This is a genomic window from Caballeronia sp. GACF4 (genome assembly GCF_023631025.1).
In the GTDB taxonomy this organism is placed as follows: Bacteria; Pseudomonadota; Gammaproteobacteria; order Burkholderiales; family Burkholderiaceae; genus Caballeronia.
In genome coordinates this window covers 51171-70033 of the sequence record NZ_JALQDW010000006.1, presented here as the reverse complement: position 1 = coordinate 70033, position 18863 = coordinate 51171, and the positions used below count along the sequence as shown (strand labels likewise).

The 18863-nt window shown below is 60.6% G+C and carries 18 protein-coding genes; 13 read left to right on the top strand and 5 right to left on the bottom strand.

Annotation, left to right across the window (positions count from 1 at the left end; translation table 11 throughout):
* The coding region (locus NCR40_RS08175; RefSeq protein ID WP_250509185.1) for a helix-turn-helix domain-containing protein at window positions 1–201 on the top strand (201 nt) is incomplete at its 5' end.
* Window positions 202–213: 12 nt separating this feature from the next.
* Here the strand turns inward: NCR40_RS08175 and NCR40_RS08170 are convergent.
* On the bottom strand, window positions 214–1557 hold the full coding sequence (locus NCR40_RS08170) for an aminotransferase-like domain-containing protein (RefSeq protein ID WP_250509184.1): 1344 nt from the start codon (window positions 1555–1557) through the stop codon (window positions 214–216).
* Window positions 1558–1631: 74 nt separating this feature from the next.
* Here NCR40_RS08170 and NCR40_RS08165 point away from each other — a divergent pair, with 74 nt between their 5' ends.
* From NCR40_RS08165 to NCR40_RS08125, 9 genes are all read left to right on the top strand, one after another.
* Window positions 1632–2120: a PaaI family thioesterase gene (locus tag NCR40_RS08165; protein ID WP_250509183.1), complete on the top strand. Its 489-nt coding sequence runs from the start codon at window positions 1632–1634 to the stop codon at window positions 2118–2120.
* Between the two features lie 109 nt (window positions 2121–2229).
* Complete coding sequence (locus NCR40_RS08160; protein ID WP_250469686.1) at window positions 2230–3039, top strand: DeoR/GlpR family DNA-binding transcription regulator; 810 nt, start codon at window positions 2230–2232, stop codon at window positions 3037–3039.
* A 63-nt stretch (window positions 3040–3102) separates the two neighbouring features.
* Window positions 3103–4095 carry a tagatose kinase gene (locus NCR40_RS08155; protein ID WP_244831760.1) on the top strand — a complete coding sequence of 331 codons (993 nt, stop codon included), beginning with the start codon at window positions 3103–3105 and terminating at the stop codon, window positions 4093–4095.
* On the top strand, window positions 4088–5386 hold the full coding sequence (locus NCR40_RS08150; RefSeq protein WP_250509182.1) for a D-tagatose-bisphosphate aldolase, class II, non-catalytic subunit: 1299 nt from the start codon (window positions 4088–4090) through the stop codon (window positions 5384–5386). Before NCR40_RS08155 ends, NCR40_RS08150 begins: the two co-directional genes overlap by 8 nt.
* A gap of 182 nt (window positions 5387–5568) precedes the next feature.
* Window positions 5569–6573: an ABC transporter permease gene (locus tag NCR40_RS08145; RefSeq protein ID WP_244831758.1), complete on the top strand. Its 1005-nt coding sequence runs from the start codon at window positions 5569–5571 to the stop codon at window positions 6571–6573.
* A gap of 31 nt (window positions 6574–6604) precedes the next feature.
* The gene (locus NCR40_RS08140) at window positions 6605–7552 is read left to right on the top strand and encodes a sugar-binding protein (protein ID WP_244831757.1); all 948 of its coding nucleotides are present in this window, start codon (window positions 6605–6607) and stop codon (window positions 7550–7552) included.
* 60 nt (window positions 7553–7612) lie between these two features.
* Window positions 7613–9154 (top strand): sugar ABC transporter ATP-binding protein, encoded by a 1542-nt coding sequence (locus NCR40_RS08135; RefSeq protein WP_250509181.1) that lies wholly within the window; start codon window positions 7613–7615, stop codon window positions 9152–9154.
* Window positions 9155–9185: 31 nt separating this feature from the next.
* On the top strand, window positions 9186–10058 hold the full coding sequence (locus NCR40_RS08130; protein WP_250509180.1) for a D-psicose 3-epimerase: 873 nt from the start codon (window positions 9186–9188) through the stop codon (window positions 10056–10058).
* Window positions 10059–10084: 26 nt separating this feature from the next.
* The gene (locus NCR40_RS08125; protein ID WP_250509179.1) at window positions 10085–10693 is read left to right on the top strand and encodes an NUDIX hydrolase; all 609 of its coding nucleotides are present in this window, start codon (window positions 10085–10087) and stop codon (window positions 10691–10693) included.
* Window positions 10694–10726: 33 nt separating this feature from the next.
* On the opposite strand, the gene NCR40_RS08120 is transcribed toward NCR40_RS08125, so the two are convergent.
* The gene (locus NCR40_RS08120) at window positions 10727–11569 is read right to left on the bottom strand and encodes an EamA family transporter (RefSeq protein ID WP_250509178.1); all 843 of its coding nucleotides are present in this window, start codon (window positions 11567–11569) and stop codon (window positions 10727–10729) included.
* A 109-nt stretch (window positions 11570–11678) separates the two neighbouring features.
* Between NCR40_RS08120 and gcvA the strand changes: the two genes are divergently transcribed.
* Window positions 11679–12566, top strand: coding sequence for a transcriptional regulator GcvA (gcvA, locus tag NCR40_RS08115; RefSeq protein ID WP_250509177.1), 888 nt, complete (start codon window positions 11679–11681; stop codon window positions 12564–12566).
* A gap of 127 nt (window positions 12567–12693) precedes the next feature.
* Complete coding sequence (locus NCR40_RS08110) at window positions 12694–14076, top strand: MFS transporter (protein ID WP_250509176.1); 1383 nt, start codon at window positions 12694–12696, stop codon at window positions 14074–14076.
* 9 nt (window positions 14077–14085) lie between these two features.
* Here NCR40_RS08110 and NCR40_RS08105 read toward each other — a convergent pair whose 3' ends face one another.
* The 3 genes from NCR40_RS08105 to NCR40_RS08095 all read right to left on the bottom strand — a co-directional run bounded on the left by NCR40_RS08105 (window position 14086) and on the right by NCR40_RS08095 (window position 17495).
* Entirely contained in the window at window positions 14086–14913 is an 828-nt protein-coding gene (locus NCR40_RS08105) for a phosphodiesterase (protein ID WP_250509175.1), read from the bottom strand.
* A gap of 134 nt (window positions 14914–15047) precedes the next feature.
* Window positions 15048–16358 carry an SGNH/GDSL hydrolase family protein gene (locus tag NCR40_RS08100; RefSeq protein ID WP_250509174.1) on the bottom strand — a complete coding sequence of 437 codons (1311 nt, stop codon included), beginning with the start codon at window positions 16356–16358 and terminating at the stop codon, window positions 15048–15050.
* Between the two features lie 105 nt (window positions 16359–16463).
* The gene (locus tag NCR40_RS08095) at window positions 16464–17495 is read right to left on the bottom strand and encodes a LacI family DNA-binding transcriptional regulator (RefSeq protein WP_250509173.1); all 1032 of its coding nucleotides are present in this window, start codon (window positions 17493–17495) and stop codon (window positions 16464–16466) included.
* 200 nt (window positions 17496–17695) lie between these two features.
* Between NCR40_RS08095 and NCR40_RS08090 the strand changes: the two genes are divergently transcribed.
* Window positions 17696–18856 carry an L-talarate/galactarate dehydratase gene (locus NCR40_RS08090; protein ID WP_250509172.1) on the top strand — a complete coding sequence of 387 codons (1161 nt, stop codon included), beginning with the start codon at window positions 17696–17698 and terminating at the stop codon, window positions 18854–18856.
* Window positions 18857–18863 lie beyond the last annotated feature (7 nt).

Here is an 18863-nt window from a genome sequence, read left to right as displayed (position 1 = left end):
ATGCTCGGCGTGCGTCGCGAAGGCGTGACGGAAGCCGCAGGCAAGCTGCACGACGCGGGTCTGATCCATCACAGCCGTGGCTGTATCAAGGTGCTCGACCGCGCCGGTCTGGAAGAGCGTGCGTGCGAATGCTACGGCATCGTCAAGCGTGAGTTCGAACGCATGTTGCCGCGCACGCGTCAAGCCGAGGCGCTGGTCTAAAGGCCAAAGCGCTCAGATTGGAAAGTGCTCGATGGTGTCGCGTACCTGCTTCAGTACGTGTTCGAGCATTTCCATGGGCACTGAACTCAAGCCTATACGTAAGGCTCGCGGTGCATGCCGCGTCGTCGCATAGGACTCTGCTTTCGACACGGCGATACCCTGCGAAGCCAGCGCCGTCGCTATGCGATCCGCGCGCAAGTCTTCGGGCAAGCGAAGCCAGAGGAACAGCGAGGACGGGTGCGCGAGCATCTCCATGTTCGCGAACACGTCTCGCGCGATCGCTTGTCTGCGGCGCGCTTCGCGGCGCAGCATGACTTCGTGCCGCGCGACGGTGCCGTCGGCCATCCAGCGCGTGGCTATCGCGGTGACTATGCTCGGCATGCTCCAGTAACTTGCGCGGATCGTGGCCTTGGTGCGGCTCGTGCAGTCTTCTGGCGCGACGATAAAGCCAAAGCGCAGGCCGCTTGCGAGACTCTTAGCCAAACTCGATACATACACCGTTCGCTCAGGCGCCAGCGCCACGAGCGGCGGCGGTGCGTCGTTCACGAGATACGCGTAGGCGGCGTCTTCGATCAACATACAGTCGTGACGCCGTGCGCTCTCGACCAGACGATGACGCTGTTTAGCCGACAGCACCCAGCCGAGCGGATTGTGCACGGTCGGCATGGTGTAGATCGCGCGTATGCGGTGACGGCGGCATAGCTTGTCGAGCGCGTCGAGATCGGGACCGTCATCCAGGGTGGGGATCGCGTGCACATCGCGGCCTTGCGTATGCGCGAGCATCTTGAATCCCGGATAAGTCAGCGCGTCAGCCGCAACGGAATCGTGCGGCTCGAGCAGTGCGCGCGTCGTGATGTCGAGACCTTGCTGCGCGCCAAGCACTAAGAAGATTTGCTCGGCTTCCACGCGAATTCCACGCGCCTTGGCCAGAAACTTGGCGACAATGGCGCGCTCATGAAGCCGGCCACCAGGCGGTTGCTGATGCATGAGCGCGGCAAGGTCGCCTGAAGATGCGAGTTCGCGCAACATCGAGCGCAATAGGTCGGCCTGACCCGGCCACGTTGGATGATTGAACGACAGATCGGCGGTGCTGCCTGAAAGCCGCGCTTCATCGCCGATATCCCACTCGCGTTTTTGCGGCCGGTCGCGCACGAAGGTGCCACGACCGGTTTCGCCGACAACTAGACCCAACGACTTCAGTTCCGCATAGACCTTGGTCGCCGACGCGATGGCAATGCCGTAACGCGTGGCAAGCTGCCGATGCGTGGGCAACAACGCTCCCGGGTGCAGTTTGCCATTGCGTATATCGGCTTCGAGCGTGGCTGCAACTTTCCTGACCTGTGTCGTTGCGCTCATGTGTATGTAGGACAATTATTTGATTGTCCTAGTTTAAGCGATTATCTTCGGCAAAACACCGAGTTGGAGCCGACATGACCGATAGCGCACACCGCCACGTTCCCGTCCTCGAGTTCCTGAAGCGTCAACTAGACGGCAGCCTCACTGCCGATACCGTCACGCACATGCGTTATCCCACCGCGATATCGGCGCTGCTCAAGTTTCGCATCGTCGAAATAGGCGAAGCGCTGGCCGTTATCGAGCTCGATGCCGATTGCGCCATTCACGGCAATCAACAAGGCACCGTGCACGGCGGTCTTTTGTGCGAACTCGCCGATGCGGCTATCGGCACGGCGCATTCCACTGTGATGGACATCGAGGAGAGCTTCACGAGCATCGACCTGAGGGCGACCTTTCTGCGCCCCGTGTGGAAATCGAGGCTTTCGGCGCGCGCATGGGCCGAGCATCGCGGCAGGACCATCAGTCATTACCGATGCGACATTCAGCGCGAAGACGGCAAAATCGTGGCGAGCGTCGCGAGCACGGTAATGACGTTGCGCGGCGCATTAGCAAAAAACCGCTAAGTACCAAGCGGGAAAACACCTATGGATCACGAAGGGAAATGCCTTTGACCTTCTTTCGAATCGAAACTAGACTCTTACGGAACAAAAGACATTTCGACTCGACGATTCGATGCTCACCAACAAGAGTTCGCTTAAGCGGCGGCTGCAGATCGTCGAGCTTGTGCGCAAGCGCGGCGAAGTGTCTGTCGAGGAACTCAGTCAGGCGTTCGACGTTTCGAGCGTCACCATTCGAAGTGATCTGACGTATCTCGAGCAGCAGCGTTATTTGCTGCGCTCGTTTGGCAAGGCGCGCTATCTCGTGCAGAAAACGGGCGACGACATTCTCGTGCCGGCGTCGGATGGCGCCACGCGCAAGGCGTCCGAGACCATGATCGCTCGCATTGCCGCTGAAGCCGTGGGCGATCACGAAGCACTCTTGCTGGGAGCGGGAGAGATCATTCACAAGATCATTCCGTTTTTGTCGGACCGCGCCAACCTGTCGCTTCTCGTGCAGGACGTCGCGGTCGCCGGCATGGCGCAGCGCTTTCTGCATTGCGAGTTACTTCTGACCGGCGGCCAACTGGAGCATGGCGCAACTGCCATGACTGGACCTGACGCCGAGGCATCGGTGGCGCGTCATTCGCTCGATCTGTGCATTCTTCAGGCGTCGGGACTCGATCGCGATGGCAATCTGCTGGCTGCCGACCCTGCACAGGCGCGCGTTGCGCAAGCGGCAAGACGTACGGCCAAGCGGACGGTCGTCGTCGCTTATCAGCCGCTGCTCGACGAGCGCAACGGCGAAGTCTTCGCAAGCGTGGCAGATACCGACACGTTGATAATGGATGACGGTATCGATTCGCCGACGCTCGACACCGTGTCGCGCAACGGTCTGCAATTGCAGCGAAGGGATAGCGGCATTCTGGAGTTTAGGCAGACTTAAGTTGAAAGCGCGGTACGCCCTGAACGTCAATCTGCCTTGTTGGCATCCTGACCAAAGAACGCCATGGACGAAGCTCAAGCTCAAGCGCAAGAGGCCGGCCGCACCGGCTACATCGTAACGATGGGCGAGATCCTCGTCGAAATTTTGGCGACTCAAATCGGACAGTCGTTTCGCCGGCCAGGCACGTTGATGGGACCGTATGCGAGCGGCGCGCCTGCCATCTTCATCGATCAGGTGGCGAAGTCGGGCAGTCGTTGCGCGATCATCGGCTGCGTCGGCGACGACGACTTCGGCGTGCTCAACGTCGAACGGTTGCGTGACGACGGCGTCGATGTGTCGGGCATCTCCGTGATCAAATCCGCGACGACAGGTAGTGCCTTCGTGACGTATCGCGAAGACGGCGACCGCGACTTCATCTACAACATTGCGAATAGCGCGTCGGGGCATTTGTCAGTCGGCGAGATCCGCGAGCACTTGCTGAAAGAGTGTGGTCACTTTCATGTGATGGGCTCATCGCTGTTCTCGTTTCGCATCATCGAGGCGATGAAGAAGGTGATCGAGACCGTGAAGGCAAACGGCGGTACGGTTAGCTTCGATCCAAACATTCGCAAGGAAATGCTGCGCATTCCGGAGATGCGCGAGGCGCTCGACTTCATTCTCGACTACACCGATGTGTTTCTTCCGAGCGGCCACGAAGTAATGCTGCTTGCGAATGCGCGAACGGAGCAAGGCGCAATCGACGAACTGCTTGCGCGCGGCGTGCGCGAGGTCGTCATCAAGCGCGGCAAGGACGGCTGTAGTCATTACGACGGCAATCACGCGAGCCACTTCGCGGCATTGTCGGTTACGGAGGTCGATCCTACCGGCGCGGGCGATTGCTTCGGCGGGACATACATTGCGTGCCGCGCGCAGGGCTTTTCCGTGGAGCGCGCGCTCGAGTATGCAAGCGCGGCGGGCGCGCGGGCCGTGACGTTCCGTGGACCGATGGAAGGCACGGCGACCCTTGCCGAACTCGATGCGTTCATCGCCGCGACATCGGAGGCAAAGCATGACTGACATCGTCACGCGCTTGACCGGCGACGAGCGCGCCGCCGGGCGCCTGAAAGGCATCTATTCGATTTGTTCGGCGCATCACTGGGTGATCGAAGCCGCAATGAAGCAGGCGCTCGATGACGACACGCCCTTGCTCCTGGAATCGACATCGAATCAGGTGGATCAGTATGGTGGTTACACCGGCATGAAGCCTGCGGATTTCGTTCGCTTCGTGCATGGGCTTGCCGATCGCATGGGATTTGATCGCCATAGATTGCTTCTCGGTGGCGATCATTTAGGCCCTAACGCATGGCGTAATCTGCCTGCCGAAGATGCCATGCAACGCGCCGATGCCTTGATCGATGCTTACGCCGCCGCAGGTTTCAGAAAGCTTCATCTCGATGCAAGCATGCCCTGCGCCGATGACCCCGCGCGTCTATCCGACGAGGTCGTGGCCGAACGTGCCGCGCGTATGTGCGCCGTCGCCGAAGCGGCTGCCGCGCGCGTGGGGCTCGCCGAAGGTCCGGTGTATATCATCGGCACTGAAGTGCCCGTTCCGGGCGGTGCATCGGAAGAACTCGCCACCGTGGAAGTTACGCACGCGAGCGCTGCGCTCGATACCGTCGCCGTGCATCGCAAGGCTTGGGATGCACGCGGACTTGGCGCGGCGTGGGAGCGTGTGGTGGGACTCGTCGTTCAACCCGGCGTGGAGTTCGATCATACGAGGGTCGTCGACTACGCCCCCACGCTTGCAAGCGGACTTTCCAAGGTGCTCGAAAGGCTACCGGGTATCGTGTTCGAAGCGCATTCCACCGATTATCAAAAGCCCGAAGCGCTATCGGCGCTGGTCGATGATGGCTTCGCCATTCTCAAGGTGGGACCGGGCGTAACCTTCGCTTTGCGTGAAGCGCTTTATGCATTGGCGGACATCGAGTGCGAACTCCTCGCGCCGAATGTCCGGTCGAATCTGCGTGAGATAGTCGAACGCGTGATGCGCGAGAAACCCAACAACTGGGAGAAGTACTATCACGGCAGCGACGCGGAGAAGCGGTTGCTGCGAACCTATAGCTATAGCGACCGCGTGCGCTACTACTGGTCCGACCATGATATCGATGAGGCGACGCGCAAGCTGGTGGCGAACCTCGCGAACATCGGCATACGGGAAAACCTCATCAGCCGCTATCTGCCGGAGCAATACTGGCAGGTGAGGCGGGGGTCGATCGATGCATCGCCCATGAGCCTTATCTACAGCAAGGTCCGCGACGTAATCCGTGTTTATGCGGAGGCCTGCCGCATGCATACGCAGGCAAAGTGATCGAATGAAAACTAAGGAATCCAATATTTGAAAGCAGGTTCATAGGTGAACCGGATCGCGCCTCAAGCCCGGCAGGGAAAACCCGCTTTGACTGGGTTTCGACCCGAAACTAAACTCTTTCAGCACAAAAACAGCTTGTCCTTGACACGCGACGGGCGCACAGAGGCACTGGAGGCGACACCATGAGCAAGCCAACGCTGGCAGCCAGCGAGCGGGCGAGACCCCGTCGCGGGTTCGCCGCTCAATTGCTGCACTCGCGCGAAACCGGTATCGTCGGCGCCCTGCTGATCATGGTCGTGCTTCTGTCGATCTTCGCGCCCGACTTCGCGAGCAAGGGCAATCTCCTCAACGACGCGCGCAACCTGTCCTTCATCGGCATCGTGGTGCTGGGGCAGGCAGCGGTGATGATCACGGGCGGCATCGATCTCTCGGTCGGCAGCGTATGGGGACTGGCCGCCGTCGCGTCAGCCGCGATGATGCAGGCCGGCATGCCTGTGTTTCCCGCTTGCGTGCTGACGCTGCTCATAGCCGCGTGCGTCGGCCTCTTCAACGGCTTCTGCGTCACCAAACTGCGCATGCTGCCCTTCGTGCCTACGCTTGCCACCATGAGCATTGCGCGGGCGTTGGCGCTCGTCATTACGCGCGGCAAGGCTATCGACGGCTTTCGTCCCGATGGCGATTCGTTTTTTGCCCTCGGCGGCGGCGACTTTCTCGATCTGCCTGTACCGTTTCTGATTTTCGTGGCGCTCGCCATCGTGTCCGCCATCGTTCTGAAGCGTACCGTCTATGGCCGCCAGTTATACGCGGTAGGCGGCAACGAACGCGCGGCCATGCTCACCGGCCTCAACGTCGACCGCCTCAAGATGAGCGTCTACGTGATGTCGTCGGTGCTCGCGGGTCTCGCGGGCATCATCGAAGTGAGCTATCTCTCGTCGGCAATCTCCAATCAAGGATTGGGCAAGGAGCTGAGCGTGATCGCGGCGGCTGTCATCGGCGGAACGGCGTTGTCCGGCGGCGAAGGTACCGTGATCGGCGTATTCGTCGGCACCGTCATTCTCGAAGTGCTGCGCAACGGTCTCGTTCTGCTCGGCACGGACGCTTACTGGCAAGGGGTGTTCGTCGGTTCGGTGATCGTTCTTGCCGTGTTTATCGATCAACTTAGAAAAGGCGTCTGGCGACGTCGATGAAAGCTGTATTACAACGACTCTGGAGAAGACCATGACACGCACCATGCTCAGTGCCGTAGCCGCTACGCTCCTGCTCGGGATAGGCATTGCCCAGTCGCAGGCGGCGGACAAGAAGGTGTTCGCCGTCGTACCGAAAGCGCTCGGCGTCGCGTTCTATGCCGACGCGGAAAAAGGCTGCAAGGAAGAAGCCGCGAAGATCGGCGCCGAATGTCTGTTCACCGGCCCGGCCCAGCTCGACGACGCAGAACAAGGCCGTATTGTGCGCGATCTGATCACCAAGAAGGTCGCGGGTATCGCTATCGCGCCGAACAATGCGGATTCGATCAGCGGCGTCATCAGCGCGGCATTGGCGAAGAACATACCGGTCGTGACCTTCGACTCGGACGCACCGAAGTCCAAGCGCATCGCTTTCATCGGCACGAACAACGAAGCAGGCGGCGAAGCGGCGGGCGAAGCATTTGCTAAGGCGCTGCCCAAGGGCGGCACGTATGCGGTTCTGACAGGCGGCTTGTCGGCGGCGAATCTCAACGAGCGCATCAAGGGCTTCAAGTCGAAGCTCAATGGCGACTTCAAGGAAGTGTCGGGCTCGCCTTTCGCCTGCAACGACGATTCGAGCACGGGCGTGCAGCTCATTCAGGACATGCTCGCGAAGAACCCGAAACTCGACGGCATCTTCTTCGCTGGCGGCTGGCCCATGTTCGCGCCCGAGGCCTATATTCGCGCGGTTCGCAACAAGGCTGCCGATATCAAGGCGGGCAAGTTCGTGATCGTTTCGTTCGATACCTTGCCATCGCAGATCAAGCTGCTGAAGGAAGGTTATGCGACGACGCTGATCGGTCAGCGGCCGCTCACGATGGGCACCGAATCCGTCAAGCAGCTCGATGCGCTGACCAAGGGTGGCAAGGTGCCACCGGTCACGGATACGGGCGTGGATATCGTCAACTCGTCGAACGTCGATAAATTCGTCGGCGGTAAATGAACCGCGCGCGGGGCCGGCCACGCGCTGCGCCCCGGGTCATTCGTGAGAAAGAGTGCTGCCATGACCGTGCTGTTGAGCGTTGAGCAGATAACGAAGACCTATCCCGGCGTGAAAGCGCTGCAGGAAGTGTCCTTCAATGTCGAGGCCGGCACCGTGCATGCGGTCATGGGCGAGAACGGCGCGGGCAAGTCGACCTTGATGCAAGTGATCGCAGGGGCACATGCGCCGACCTCGGGACGCATGATGTTCGACGGTCAGGAAGTCGAGTTTTCGAGTACGCGCGATGCCGCCGCCAAGGGCATCTCCATCGTCTTTCAGGAGTTGATGCTCGCGCCGAACATGACGATTGCCGAGAACATATTTCTCGGCGCGGAGCCGCGCATGGCGCGCGTGCTGGTCGATCGCGGCGTGCTGTTGACGAGAACGAAGGCCGCGATGAAACGGCTTGGCATCGCACTCGATCCCGATACGCGTCTCGGCGATCTCACCATCGCGCAGCAGCAGTTGATCGAGATATGCAAGGCGTTGATTCACGAGCCGCGTCTTTTGATTCTCGATGAACCGACTTCGAGTCTTTCCGAAGCCGACTCCCTGACGCTCTTCAAAGTGGTTCACGAACTGCGCGCGAGCGGCGTGACCATTCTCTATATCTCGCATCGCATGCGCGAAGTGTTCGACAACTGCGATGCGGTGACCGTTCTTCGCGACGGCAAGCACGTGCGTACCGCGCGTCTTGTCGATACCTCACCCGATGAAGTCGTGCGCCTGATGGTGGGCCGCGATCTCGCCGAAGTACGGCGCATCAAGCCCGATAACGCGCATCAGCCAATCGTGCTGCAAGTGGATGGTCTGGGCGACGACGAGCGTTATCGCGACGTATCGTTTTCGTTGCGACGCGGCGAGATCGTGGGACTTGCCGGACTGATCGGCGCAGGACGTTCCGAAGTGGCGATGGGTATCTTCGGTGCGCCGCCGCCGAAGCACGGCAACGTCACCATCGAAGGCAAGCCGGTCAGGATCGCGAAGCCTCGCGATGCAATGAAGCTCGGGATCGGGCTCGTGCCCGAGGACCGCAAGGATCAGGGGCTCGTGCTCGGCATGTCGGTGGGCAGCAACCTTTCGCTCGCTGCGCTGGGGCTTGGGCGTCTTTCGAAGGGCACGGTCATTCGCCCGTTGCAGGAAGCGCGCATGATCGACAGTTACGTCGGGCGCTTCAACATCAAGACGCCGACCGTCGAACAACTCGTGGGTCTTTTGAGCGGCGGCAATCAGCAGAAGGTGGTGCTGGCGAAATGGCTCGCGTCGAAGCCGCGTGTCCTGATCGTCGATGAACCCACGCGCGGCGTGGACGTCGGCACTAAAGCCGAGATTTACGCGCTCATGCGCGAACTTGCCCGAGAAGGTCTCGCCATTCTCGTCATCTCCAGCGACCTCCCGGAGATACTGACCATCTCCGACCGCATCCTTGTCATGCGCGGCGGTCAGCTTGCGGGTGAAGTCGGCTTTGACGACGCCTCCGAGGAACGCATCATGTCGCTGGCCGCGCTCGAACATGCTGACCCGGCACATCCCGAGGTCAAGCCAAAAGGCTTCGTGGCCTAGCAAGTCAGGCAAACATCAAAGGAGTCGTGCCTTGAATAAAGTCGGCATGTTCTACACGTATTGGTCGACCGAATGGCTGGTCGATTTTCCGGCCCTGGCGAAGCGCATATCCGGCTTGGGCTTCGACATGATGGAAATTTCGCTCGGCGAATTCAACAATCTTCCCGATGCGAAGAAGCGCGAACTGAAGACCGTCGCCGACGATCTCGGCCTCACCGTGATGTGCTGTATCGGTCTCAAGCCCGAGTACGATTTCGCCTCTCCCGAGCAAAGCGTGAGAGATGCAGGCACGGAGTACGTCAAGCGCTTGCTCGACGATTGCCATATGCTCGGTGCGCCCGTTTTTGCGGGACTCACTTTCTGCGCGTGGCCGCAATCGCCGCCGCCCGGCATGACGGACAAGCGTCCCTACGTGGAGCGTGCCGTGGACAGCGTGCGTCGCGTCATCAAGGTAGCGGAAGGCTATGGGATCATCTACGCGCTGGAAGTGGTCAACCGCTTCGAGCAATGGCTTGCCAACGATGCACGCGAAGCGCTCGCGTTCTGCGATGCGGTCGACAATCCTTACTGCAAGGTACAGCTCGACACGTTCCACATGAATATTGAAGAGCACTCTTTTCGCGATGCGATCCTCGCCTGCAAGGGAAAGCTCGGACACTTCCATCTGGGCGAAGCGAACCGCTTGCCGCCAGGCGAAGGGCGTCTGCCGTGGGACGAGATTTTTGGCGCGTTGAAAGAGATCGAATATGACGGGACAATCGTCATGGAGCCTTTCATGCGCAAGGGCGGAAACGTGAGCCGCGCAGTAGGAGTCTGGCGCGACATGTCGAACGGCGCGACAGACGAACAAATGGACGAGCGCGCACGCCGCTCCTTGCAATTCGTGAGAGGCCATTTGACGTGAACTGAGGCCGCATCGGAACCGACTACATGGCATCTTTGGAACGCGCTCGCCGCCTGCTTGCACTGGCGCAAACCGGATTGCACTACGCAACGAGCGTTTTCGATACCGAACGTTACGATGAGATCGCGCAGATCGCGCACGCTGAACTCGCCGCGCTCTCATCGACTGATTCGACCAAGATAGCCGAACTTTTCGCGTTCGAAACAGGCTATGCCAATCCAAAGCTCGATGTGCGTACCGCGGTATTCAATGAAGCGGGGCAGATTCTGCTCGTGCGCGAAATGGCGGACGGCATGTGGTCGCTTCCAGGCGGCTGGGCCGACATAGGCGTTTCGCCCGCCGAGAACGCGGCGAAGGAAGTGCGGGAAGAAAGTGGCTATACGGTTAAGATTCAGCGCTTGCTCGCGGTATGGGATGCAGACAGACATCCGCATCCACCATCGGTCTTTCACATCTGGAAGCTGATTTTTCTCGGCGAGATCGTGGAGGCGGGCGAGGTCATCGGTGCGGAAACGAGTGCCGTCGGATTCTTCAGCCTCGACGATCTTCCCGCGCTATCGCTTGGGCGCGTGCTGCCGCAGCAAATTTTCAGGCTGGATGAGCTGAGACGAAGCGGTCATATCGACTTCGACTGAAGCGACGAAAGAAGCGACACTGGAAGCGAGCGGTCAAAGCCCGAGACATATCGCGCCCGCCGCGACGACCATGCATGCGAGCCAGCGCTTCACGCTGACGGCTTCGCGCAGAAACACTCTACCGATCAGCACCGCGAACACCACGCTCGTCTCGCGCAATGCCGATACCGCGCCCATCGCGCCCGACTGCATCGCCCAAATGACGATGCCATATGCGCCGATCGATACCAACCCGCCCGCAAGCGATGAGCCGATCGACATCGGGGCGGTGCGTATCGGCGTCCATAGTGCAGAGAGCCCGCGCGTCGCCATGAAGAGCAGCGGCATCAGCCAGTAAAACATGAACATCCACGCGGTATAGGCAAGCGCGTTGCCCTCCGACAAGCGCACGCCGATACCGTCGATCACGGTATAGACCGCGATGGTCACGCCAGTCAGAAATGCCGCCAACGCACCCGCGCGCGATACGTGGCTACCTTGCAGCGCCAGCGAGATGATGCCGCCCGAGATCATCATGATGCCGAACGCATGCAGCGGCCCGATGGCCTCGTGCGCGAAGAGCGCTGCGCCGAGCGTGACGAGCAGCGGCGACGAACCACGCGCAATCGGGTAAGCCTGCGCGAGATCGCCTCGCCGATACGACCGCACGAGGCTCACGTTATAGACGATATGCACGAGCCCCGATGCAACGATGCATGGCCACGCGGCGGAAGCGGGCATCGGCAAAAAAACGATCACGATGGTCGAGACCACGGCGATGGCAATGCTCATCCACGTCATGGAGAGGAAGCGGTCGCGATTGCCATGCAACATCGCGTTCCAACTGGCGTGAAGCACGGCGGCGATAAGGACGAGACCGCCGGTATAACTGAGCATGCGGATTCCAGGCTAAGGACGCGAAAGAGGGATGTAAGCAGGTTATCTATCTTGTGAGCGTGCGGCAAACCAGTTAAATTGGCCGCTCGCGTTAGATAAACTCTTTCGAATGAAACGAGTCCTGCCTCCGCTCAATGCACTGCGCGCGTTCGAAGCCGCAGGGCGTCTTGCCAGCTTCAAGGAAGCCGCAGCCGAATTGCATGTGACGCATGGTGCAATCAGTCAGCAAGTGCGCCTGCTCGAAGAGTGGCTCGGCGAACCGCTGTTCGAGCGGCATAACCGGCGCGTGGTGTTGACTCCCAAGGCAAAGGCCTACCTGGATGAAATCGGTCCGCTCTTCGAGCAATTGTCGCAAGCCACTGCGCGATACGGTTACCCTGGAACGGTTTCGCGCACGCTGTCCGTGAATGCGCCCGCCACTTTCACGTTGCGTTGGCTGGTTCCAAGGCTCGCGAAGTTCCACGCCGAGCATCTCGATGTAGACGTCAAAGTGGAGACATCGAACGCATCGGTCGAGAGCCTTAAAGATATTCACGACATCGTGATTCGCGGTGGTCCCGACACGTTCTATGGCTACTCGATGCGGCCGTTCCTCGTCGAGGAAAGAGTGCCTGTGTGCAGCCCCGCGTTAATGCAACGCGTCGCGCTGCGCACGCCGGAAGATTTGCGGCAGCATACGTTGTTGCATACGTCGAGCCTCCCGCGTTTATGGCCGGACTGGCTCGCGCGTGCGGAGATTCCCGCGTTGCGGCCTGCCGCGATCCTGACCTTCGATCACTTCTATCTCACCTTGCAGGCGGCCATCGACGGACTCGGCATTGCGATGGGACCGACCGCGCTCGTCGCCGACGATCTGGCCGCTGGCCGTCTCGTCACGCCGTTTGCCGAGCCGCGCCTGCCATCGCGGAGCTACTGTACCTACGTGCCGGATGCGAAGTCCGACGACGAACTCGTCGTCCTGTTCTGCTCATGGCTCGAAGGTGAGGGAATACGCTGATTCACGCGCGGTACACGATATCGACATCATCGGCCTGTCACAGACCTCCGTCACACTCGCGCCACACGAATTTTCGTCCGTCTCAAGTCGTCACGCTGACGAATCGCTTACGTATGGGAGTCACGCAATGAGCTTCGATCATCTGGACTCACAGCAGGTCCGGCGCTTTCAACGCAAGGTCACGCTGCTGTCCGCCGGAGGCACTTTCCTCGATGGCTTCGACTTGACGATCGTCGCCGTCGCGCTGCCTTCGGTGATCAAGCAGTGGCATCTCGGCGCGGGCGTGCAGAGTCTCGTGGTGTCGTCGGCGATCATCGGGGCCTTCATCGGCGCGGCCTGGCTCGGGCGGCTGACGGATCGCTTCGGCCGCAAGGCCATGTATGTCGTCGATCTGCTGGCGTTCGTGCTGTTCGCGCTCTTGACGGCCGTTTCACAGAGCGCGTGGCAACTCATCCTGTTTCGCTTCTTGCTGGGCGTGGGCATCGGCGCGGATTATCCTATCTCCGCCACGCTCGTCGCCGAATTCAGTTCGCGGCACAAGCGCGGACAGCACGGCACCTTTCTCGCGGCGATGTGGTTTGTCGGCGCGGTGGCCGCGTATGTCGTGGGGCTTGCGTGCCTGCCGCTCGGCGATAACGCATGGCGTTACATGCTGGGCGTGGGCGTCATCTTCGCGTTGGTCGTGTTCTTCTTTCGCATGACGCTGCCGGAATCGCCGCGCTGGCTGCAATCCAAAGGCCGTCACGAGGAAGCCGAAGCCGTCATGCTCGCGGTAACGGGCGAGCGTGTCGTGCTTGCGCGCGAGGTCGAGTCGAAGGGCAGTCTCGCATCGCTCTTTTCCAGGCCCATGCTGCGCCGTACGATCTTCGTGCTTGGCTTCTGGTTTTGTTATGCAACTGCCTATTACGGCATCTCGATGTACGCGCCGACCATCATCTCGCCGTTCTCGCATGGCTCGCGCGTGCTGACCATCATCGGGTCGGGTCTCATCGCCATTCTCGGGATGATCGGCGCGATCATCGGCATGAATCTGGTGGATCGCTGGGGACGCAGGCCGCTGCTGATCACGTCGTTTGCCGGGCTTTCCGCCGCGCTTCTCGTGCTCGCGCTCAACTCGAAGCCGACCTTCGGCTTTCTGGTCGTGCTGTTCAGTTGCGCGGTTCTGTTCGCCAATTCGGGCGGCGGCATTCTCAACTTCGTCTATCCGACCGAGCTCTTTCCGACGAACGTGCGCGCGGGCGCATCGGGTCTCGCGACTTCCGTAAGCCGCATCGGCTCGATTCTCGGCGTACTCGTGTTCCCCAATTTCGTAGCGTGGTGGGGCGCGAGTGCGGCGCTGTGGTTCTTCTTCGGCATCGCGCTCGCGGGCTTGCTGATCTCCGTGTGGCTCGCGCCGGAAACGCGCAATCTGAGCCTCGAACAACTGAACGCGCTCGAAGAAGGGAACAAAGGCAAGCGCGCAGCGAGTGCGTCGAACGCAGCCGATGATCTCGGCATGGTGCGACGCTGAGAGCACCGCTTAGTCGATGAGCGCGTCGTTCTCGTCATAGAACGGATAAGCACCGCCGTAATCGCCGATGAATGCCGTATGCGTGACGAGCCCTTCGCCCGCGACATAGCGATGCAACTGGAATGCGGGCGGTTCCATCACAAAGCGCGACGGGCCGCGTTTGCGCAAGTCGAGCGCGACTTGATGCGCGGTCGACGGACACACGCTCGCGATCGTGCCGGCAAAGCGCATTTGAATGGCGCGATGCACGTGCCCGCACAGTAGACGCTCGATCTGCGGATGACGCGCGACGATAGCCGCGAGCTTCGCTGCATCGGCGGCATCGAGCTTTTGCTCGTCCATATGCTCGATACCGCAATTGAACGGCGGATGATGCATGGCAAGCAAGGTCGGCTGCGCAGCGCTTCTTGCCAGCGTCTCTGCAATCCAGTCGAGCCGTTCATCGCACAGCCGGCCGCCTCCGTGTGGCGGGTCTTGCGAGTCCGCGACGACAATGCGTACGCCGCCTAGCTCGAACTCATACTGAACAAAACGCGCTTGGTCTCGCAGATACGCATGATCGCCGAATACCTCGCGCAGCGCTTCTCGTCCATCGTGATTACCGATGCAAAGGTAATACGGAATCGCAAGCGGATTCAGTAGCGTACGTAGATAGGCGTATTCCTCGGTATCGCCGAAATCCACGAGATCGCCCGTGATCAGCACGGCGTCGGGTCGCGGATCGAGTGCGTTGAGGTGCTCGATGCATCGGCTGAGATAGGCGGCGGTATCGACACGTCCATAGGCGAGCTTGCCGGGCCGCTTGATATGAAGATCGCTGATTTGCGCTAATAGCATGAGAGTCGACAGGCCGTGCGGGTGCAGGGTCCATGCGAAGAATGGGCTAATCAGCAGGATAGCGCGGACAGGTGGGTAGTGCGCGGGAAAACGCGAATGCGAACGCGCGCGATGCGCGTCCGCATGTTCCTCAATCAATGATGGTCGTGATCGTGATCGCGGTCGTCGTCGGCCCTGTAGAGCAGCGAGAGATCGACAGCATTGGCCATGGCCGCATAGCCCGCATCGTTGGGATGCAGATGATCGCCGCTGTCATACACTGCGCGAATGTCGATCGGATGCGCAGGATCGCGCAGCACCGCATCGAAATCCACGACCGCATCGAACGCGCGGCTCGTACGTATCCAGGCATTGACGGTCTGACGGATCGCTTCCTTTTGCTGCGTCCAGTAGCCTTGGTTCGGCGTGCCTTGCAGCGCGTTGTGGAACGGTGTCAGTGTGCCGCCCACGATCTTGATGCCGCGCAGATGAGTCCGCGCGATGATCTGCTTGTATCCGTCGATGATGTCCTGCGCCGGAACGAGTCCCGCCGTCGGGTCGAGCACGGTCTGAGGCCAGCCGATATCGTTGATGCCTTCGAGGAAGATCACTAGCTTGACGTTCGACTGGCTGAGGACATCGCGGTCATAGCGCGCGAGCGCACTGATGCCCGAGCCATCCTTGATCACGCGATTGCCGCTGATCCCCTGATTCAGCACGGCATAGCTGCGCCGCGCCGAGCCGCCATTCAGCCGTTGCGAGAGATCGTCGGGCCAGCGGCGGTTCGCATCGACGGTGGAGGCGTAGCCATCCGTGATCGAATCGCCGAAGGTCACGACGGCGGGTGTGTCGCGGTCGGTATCGATCAGCACGCCGGCCAGGAAAAAGCGGTTCGTGTATTTTTGCGGAGAAGGTTGATCGGCCGTGGCGGTGTTGTCGCCACTCGATACATACGCGTTCTGCACGGCCAGTTGATGCACGGTTTGTGCTTGCGTGGCGTCAGGCAGGAAGAAGCTCACGGCAATGTCCGCGAACGGCGGCAGCTTGATATCTACCGGATCGCTGAGAATCGGCGCACCTGCATAAAGCGTGACCGTGGTCTTTCCGCCGAAGGTAAGCGTGCGGTCGGAGTTCGGCGCGATCTTCGCGCCGCCGACGGATAACGCAATATGTACCGGTCCCACCGTTACTGGCGTCGTGCCGAACTCGTTGGTGAGACGCACGCGAACGCGGTCGCCGCCAACGCTCAAGTGCACGACCTGGCGAATCGTCGTCGATGCATTGAAGCTCTGCGGCGTGGTCAGGTTGTTATTGCGATCGGCACTTGCTGTCCAAGTGGAGATCCATCCATCGTCGCGGCCGTCTCCTCGCGATGCCGAGACGTTCGGCGCGGCGAGAACGAGATACGCTGCGCATAGCAGCGCCATCGCGCGGCCAGCCGCGCGGAAGAACAGACGTTCGCTCATGGATGTCTCCGTTATTTATTTGACCATCCTGTAAGGATAGCCAAGTAAATATGGACGACGAATTGGACGATGTCACTATCGTATACCCCGCTGCTTGCGGGCGTGTCATGTGCTTTCGCGGTCGATGATCGTAAAGCCCGTGTCGATCTTCACGCGCGAGGAAACGGCGCCCGTGCGGCCCTGCAAAAAACGCGCGAGCAAGGTATCGGCCGCTTTCATGCCGATGGTCGCGCCATCCACACGTACCGTCGAGAGTGCAGGGTACACGTGCGCGGCGGTGCTCAAGTCGCCGAAGCCCATCACGGCGATATCGTCCGGTACGTTCAACTTGCGGCTGGCGGCTTCCGCGAGCACGCCCTGCGCGAGCGTGTCCGAACTGCATACGACGATGCGCGGCGGCCGTGCCTGCAACAGCTTTGCCGTGCCTTCTCGTCCTGCCTGCAGCGTTGCCGGCGCGGGCATTATCTCGAACGCGGTGTTCCTGATTCCCTGTGCCGCGAGTTGCGCAATCAAACTCTTGCAGCGCCGCAAACCGCGTGGATCGTCCACGGACAACACGCCGAAGTCACGATAGCCATTCGCGACGAGATGTTGCGCGACCTCTTTACCCACCTGTTCGTGCGAGAAACCGATGACCGTATCGATAGGTTTGCTCGTGAGATCCCATATCTCGACAACGGGTATGTTGGCCTTCACCAGCCGCGCGACGGTGGCCTTGCTGTGACTGGTGCCAGCGAGCACGATGCCATCCGGGCGGCGTCCGAGAATGGCTTCGACGAGCGCTTCCTCGCGCGAGGTTGAATAAGCGGTCACGCCCAGCAACGTTTGATATCCCGATGCCGTCAGACGGTCCACCAGCGCCTGCACGGTGTCGGCGAAGATGGAGTTGGCAATGGTCGGCAACAGAATGGCCACGAGACGGCTCTTGCTGCTCGCCAATCCGCCAGCGAGCAGGTTGGGCACGTAACCCGTCGCGCGAACAGCGTCGAGCACCTTCTTCTGCGTGTCGCTGCGCACGAGTTCCGGCCGGTTCAGTGCGCGCGACACGGTCATCGGCGCGACGCCCGCCACACGCGCGACATCGATAAGCGTCACGCTTTCCGCCGTCGCCTGAATGCCTTCGTCTTTCTTCGCCATATTTCCCCGACTTCGTTTTTTTTCAAAGCGCCACGCATCGGATTAGACCATGAAGCCCCACCGATCAAAGACGTTCGCACTCGTGCATTAAGCGTAAACCATGATGATTGCGCAATCAATTAAGCTTGAATGATTGCGCAATCATTGTATGATCGACTCATCGCTAAAGGCTTCGAACTCGTCATTGAAGGAATCGGCACATGAACGCAACGTCTTCGCTTCTCGCAGGAACATCGAACGATTCAATCAGGTGGATTCGCGTCGCGTCCACGTTCTTGCCGCTCGCCAATCCCATCAGCGACGCCAAGGTGCTGACCGGCCGGCAGAAGCCGATGACCGAGATCGCTATTCTTTTCGTGGAGATCGAAACGGCCGATGGTCAACGCGGACTCGGCTTCAGCTATTCAAAACGCGCGGGCGGTCCGGGCCAGTTCGCGCATGCGAAGGAGATCGCGCCCGTGCTGATCGGCGAGGATCCGAGCGACATCGCGCGGCTGTGGGACAAGCTCGCGTGGGCGGGGGCCTCGGTGGGGCGCAGCGGCATGGCGGCGCAAGCCATCGGCGCGTTCGATGTCGCGCTGTGGGACCTGAAGGCAAAGCGCGCGAACCTCTCGCTTGCCAAGCTGCTGGGCGCACAACGCGAGTCGGTGCGCTGCTACAACACGTCGGGCGGTTTCCTGCATACGCCGCTCGATCAGTTGATGACCAACACCGACATATCGCGCGAAAAAGGCATCGGTGGCATCAAGCTCAAGGTGGGCCAGCCGGACTCGGCGCTCGACATTCATCGCGTGCAAACCGTGCGCAAGCATCTGGGCGATGCCTTCCCGCTCATGGTCGACGCCAACCAGCAATGGGACCGTCCGACCGCACAACGCATGTGCCGAACGTTCGAACAGTTCAATCTCGTCTGGATCGAGGAGCCGCTCGATTGCTACGACGCCGAAGGCCATGCAGCGCTCGCCACGCAATTCGATACACCGATCGCCACAGGCGAGATGCTAACGAGCGTGTCGGAGCACTGGGAGTTCATCCGGTTGCGCGGGGCGGATTATCTGATGCCGGATGCACCGCGCGTCGGCGGCATCACGCCGTTTCTTAAAGTCGCGACGCTCGCGGATCATGCGGGTCTCATGCTCGCGCCGCATTTCGCCATGGAACTGCATGTGCATCTCGCGGCAAGTTATGCACGCGAGCCGTGGGTCGAACATTTCGAATGGCTCGAACCGCTCTTCAACGAACGGCTCGAAACGCGCGATGGCCGCATGCTCGTGCCGACGCGTGCCGGTCTCGGTCTCACGCTCAGCGACCGCGTTGCGGGCTGGACTGCGCAGGAAGTGGAGATCGGCGCACGCGCCTGACGTTTCC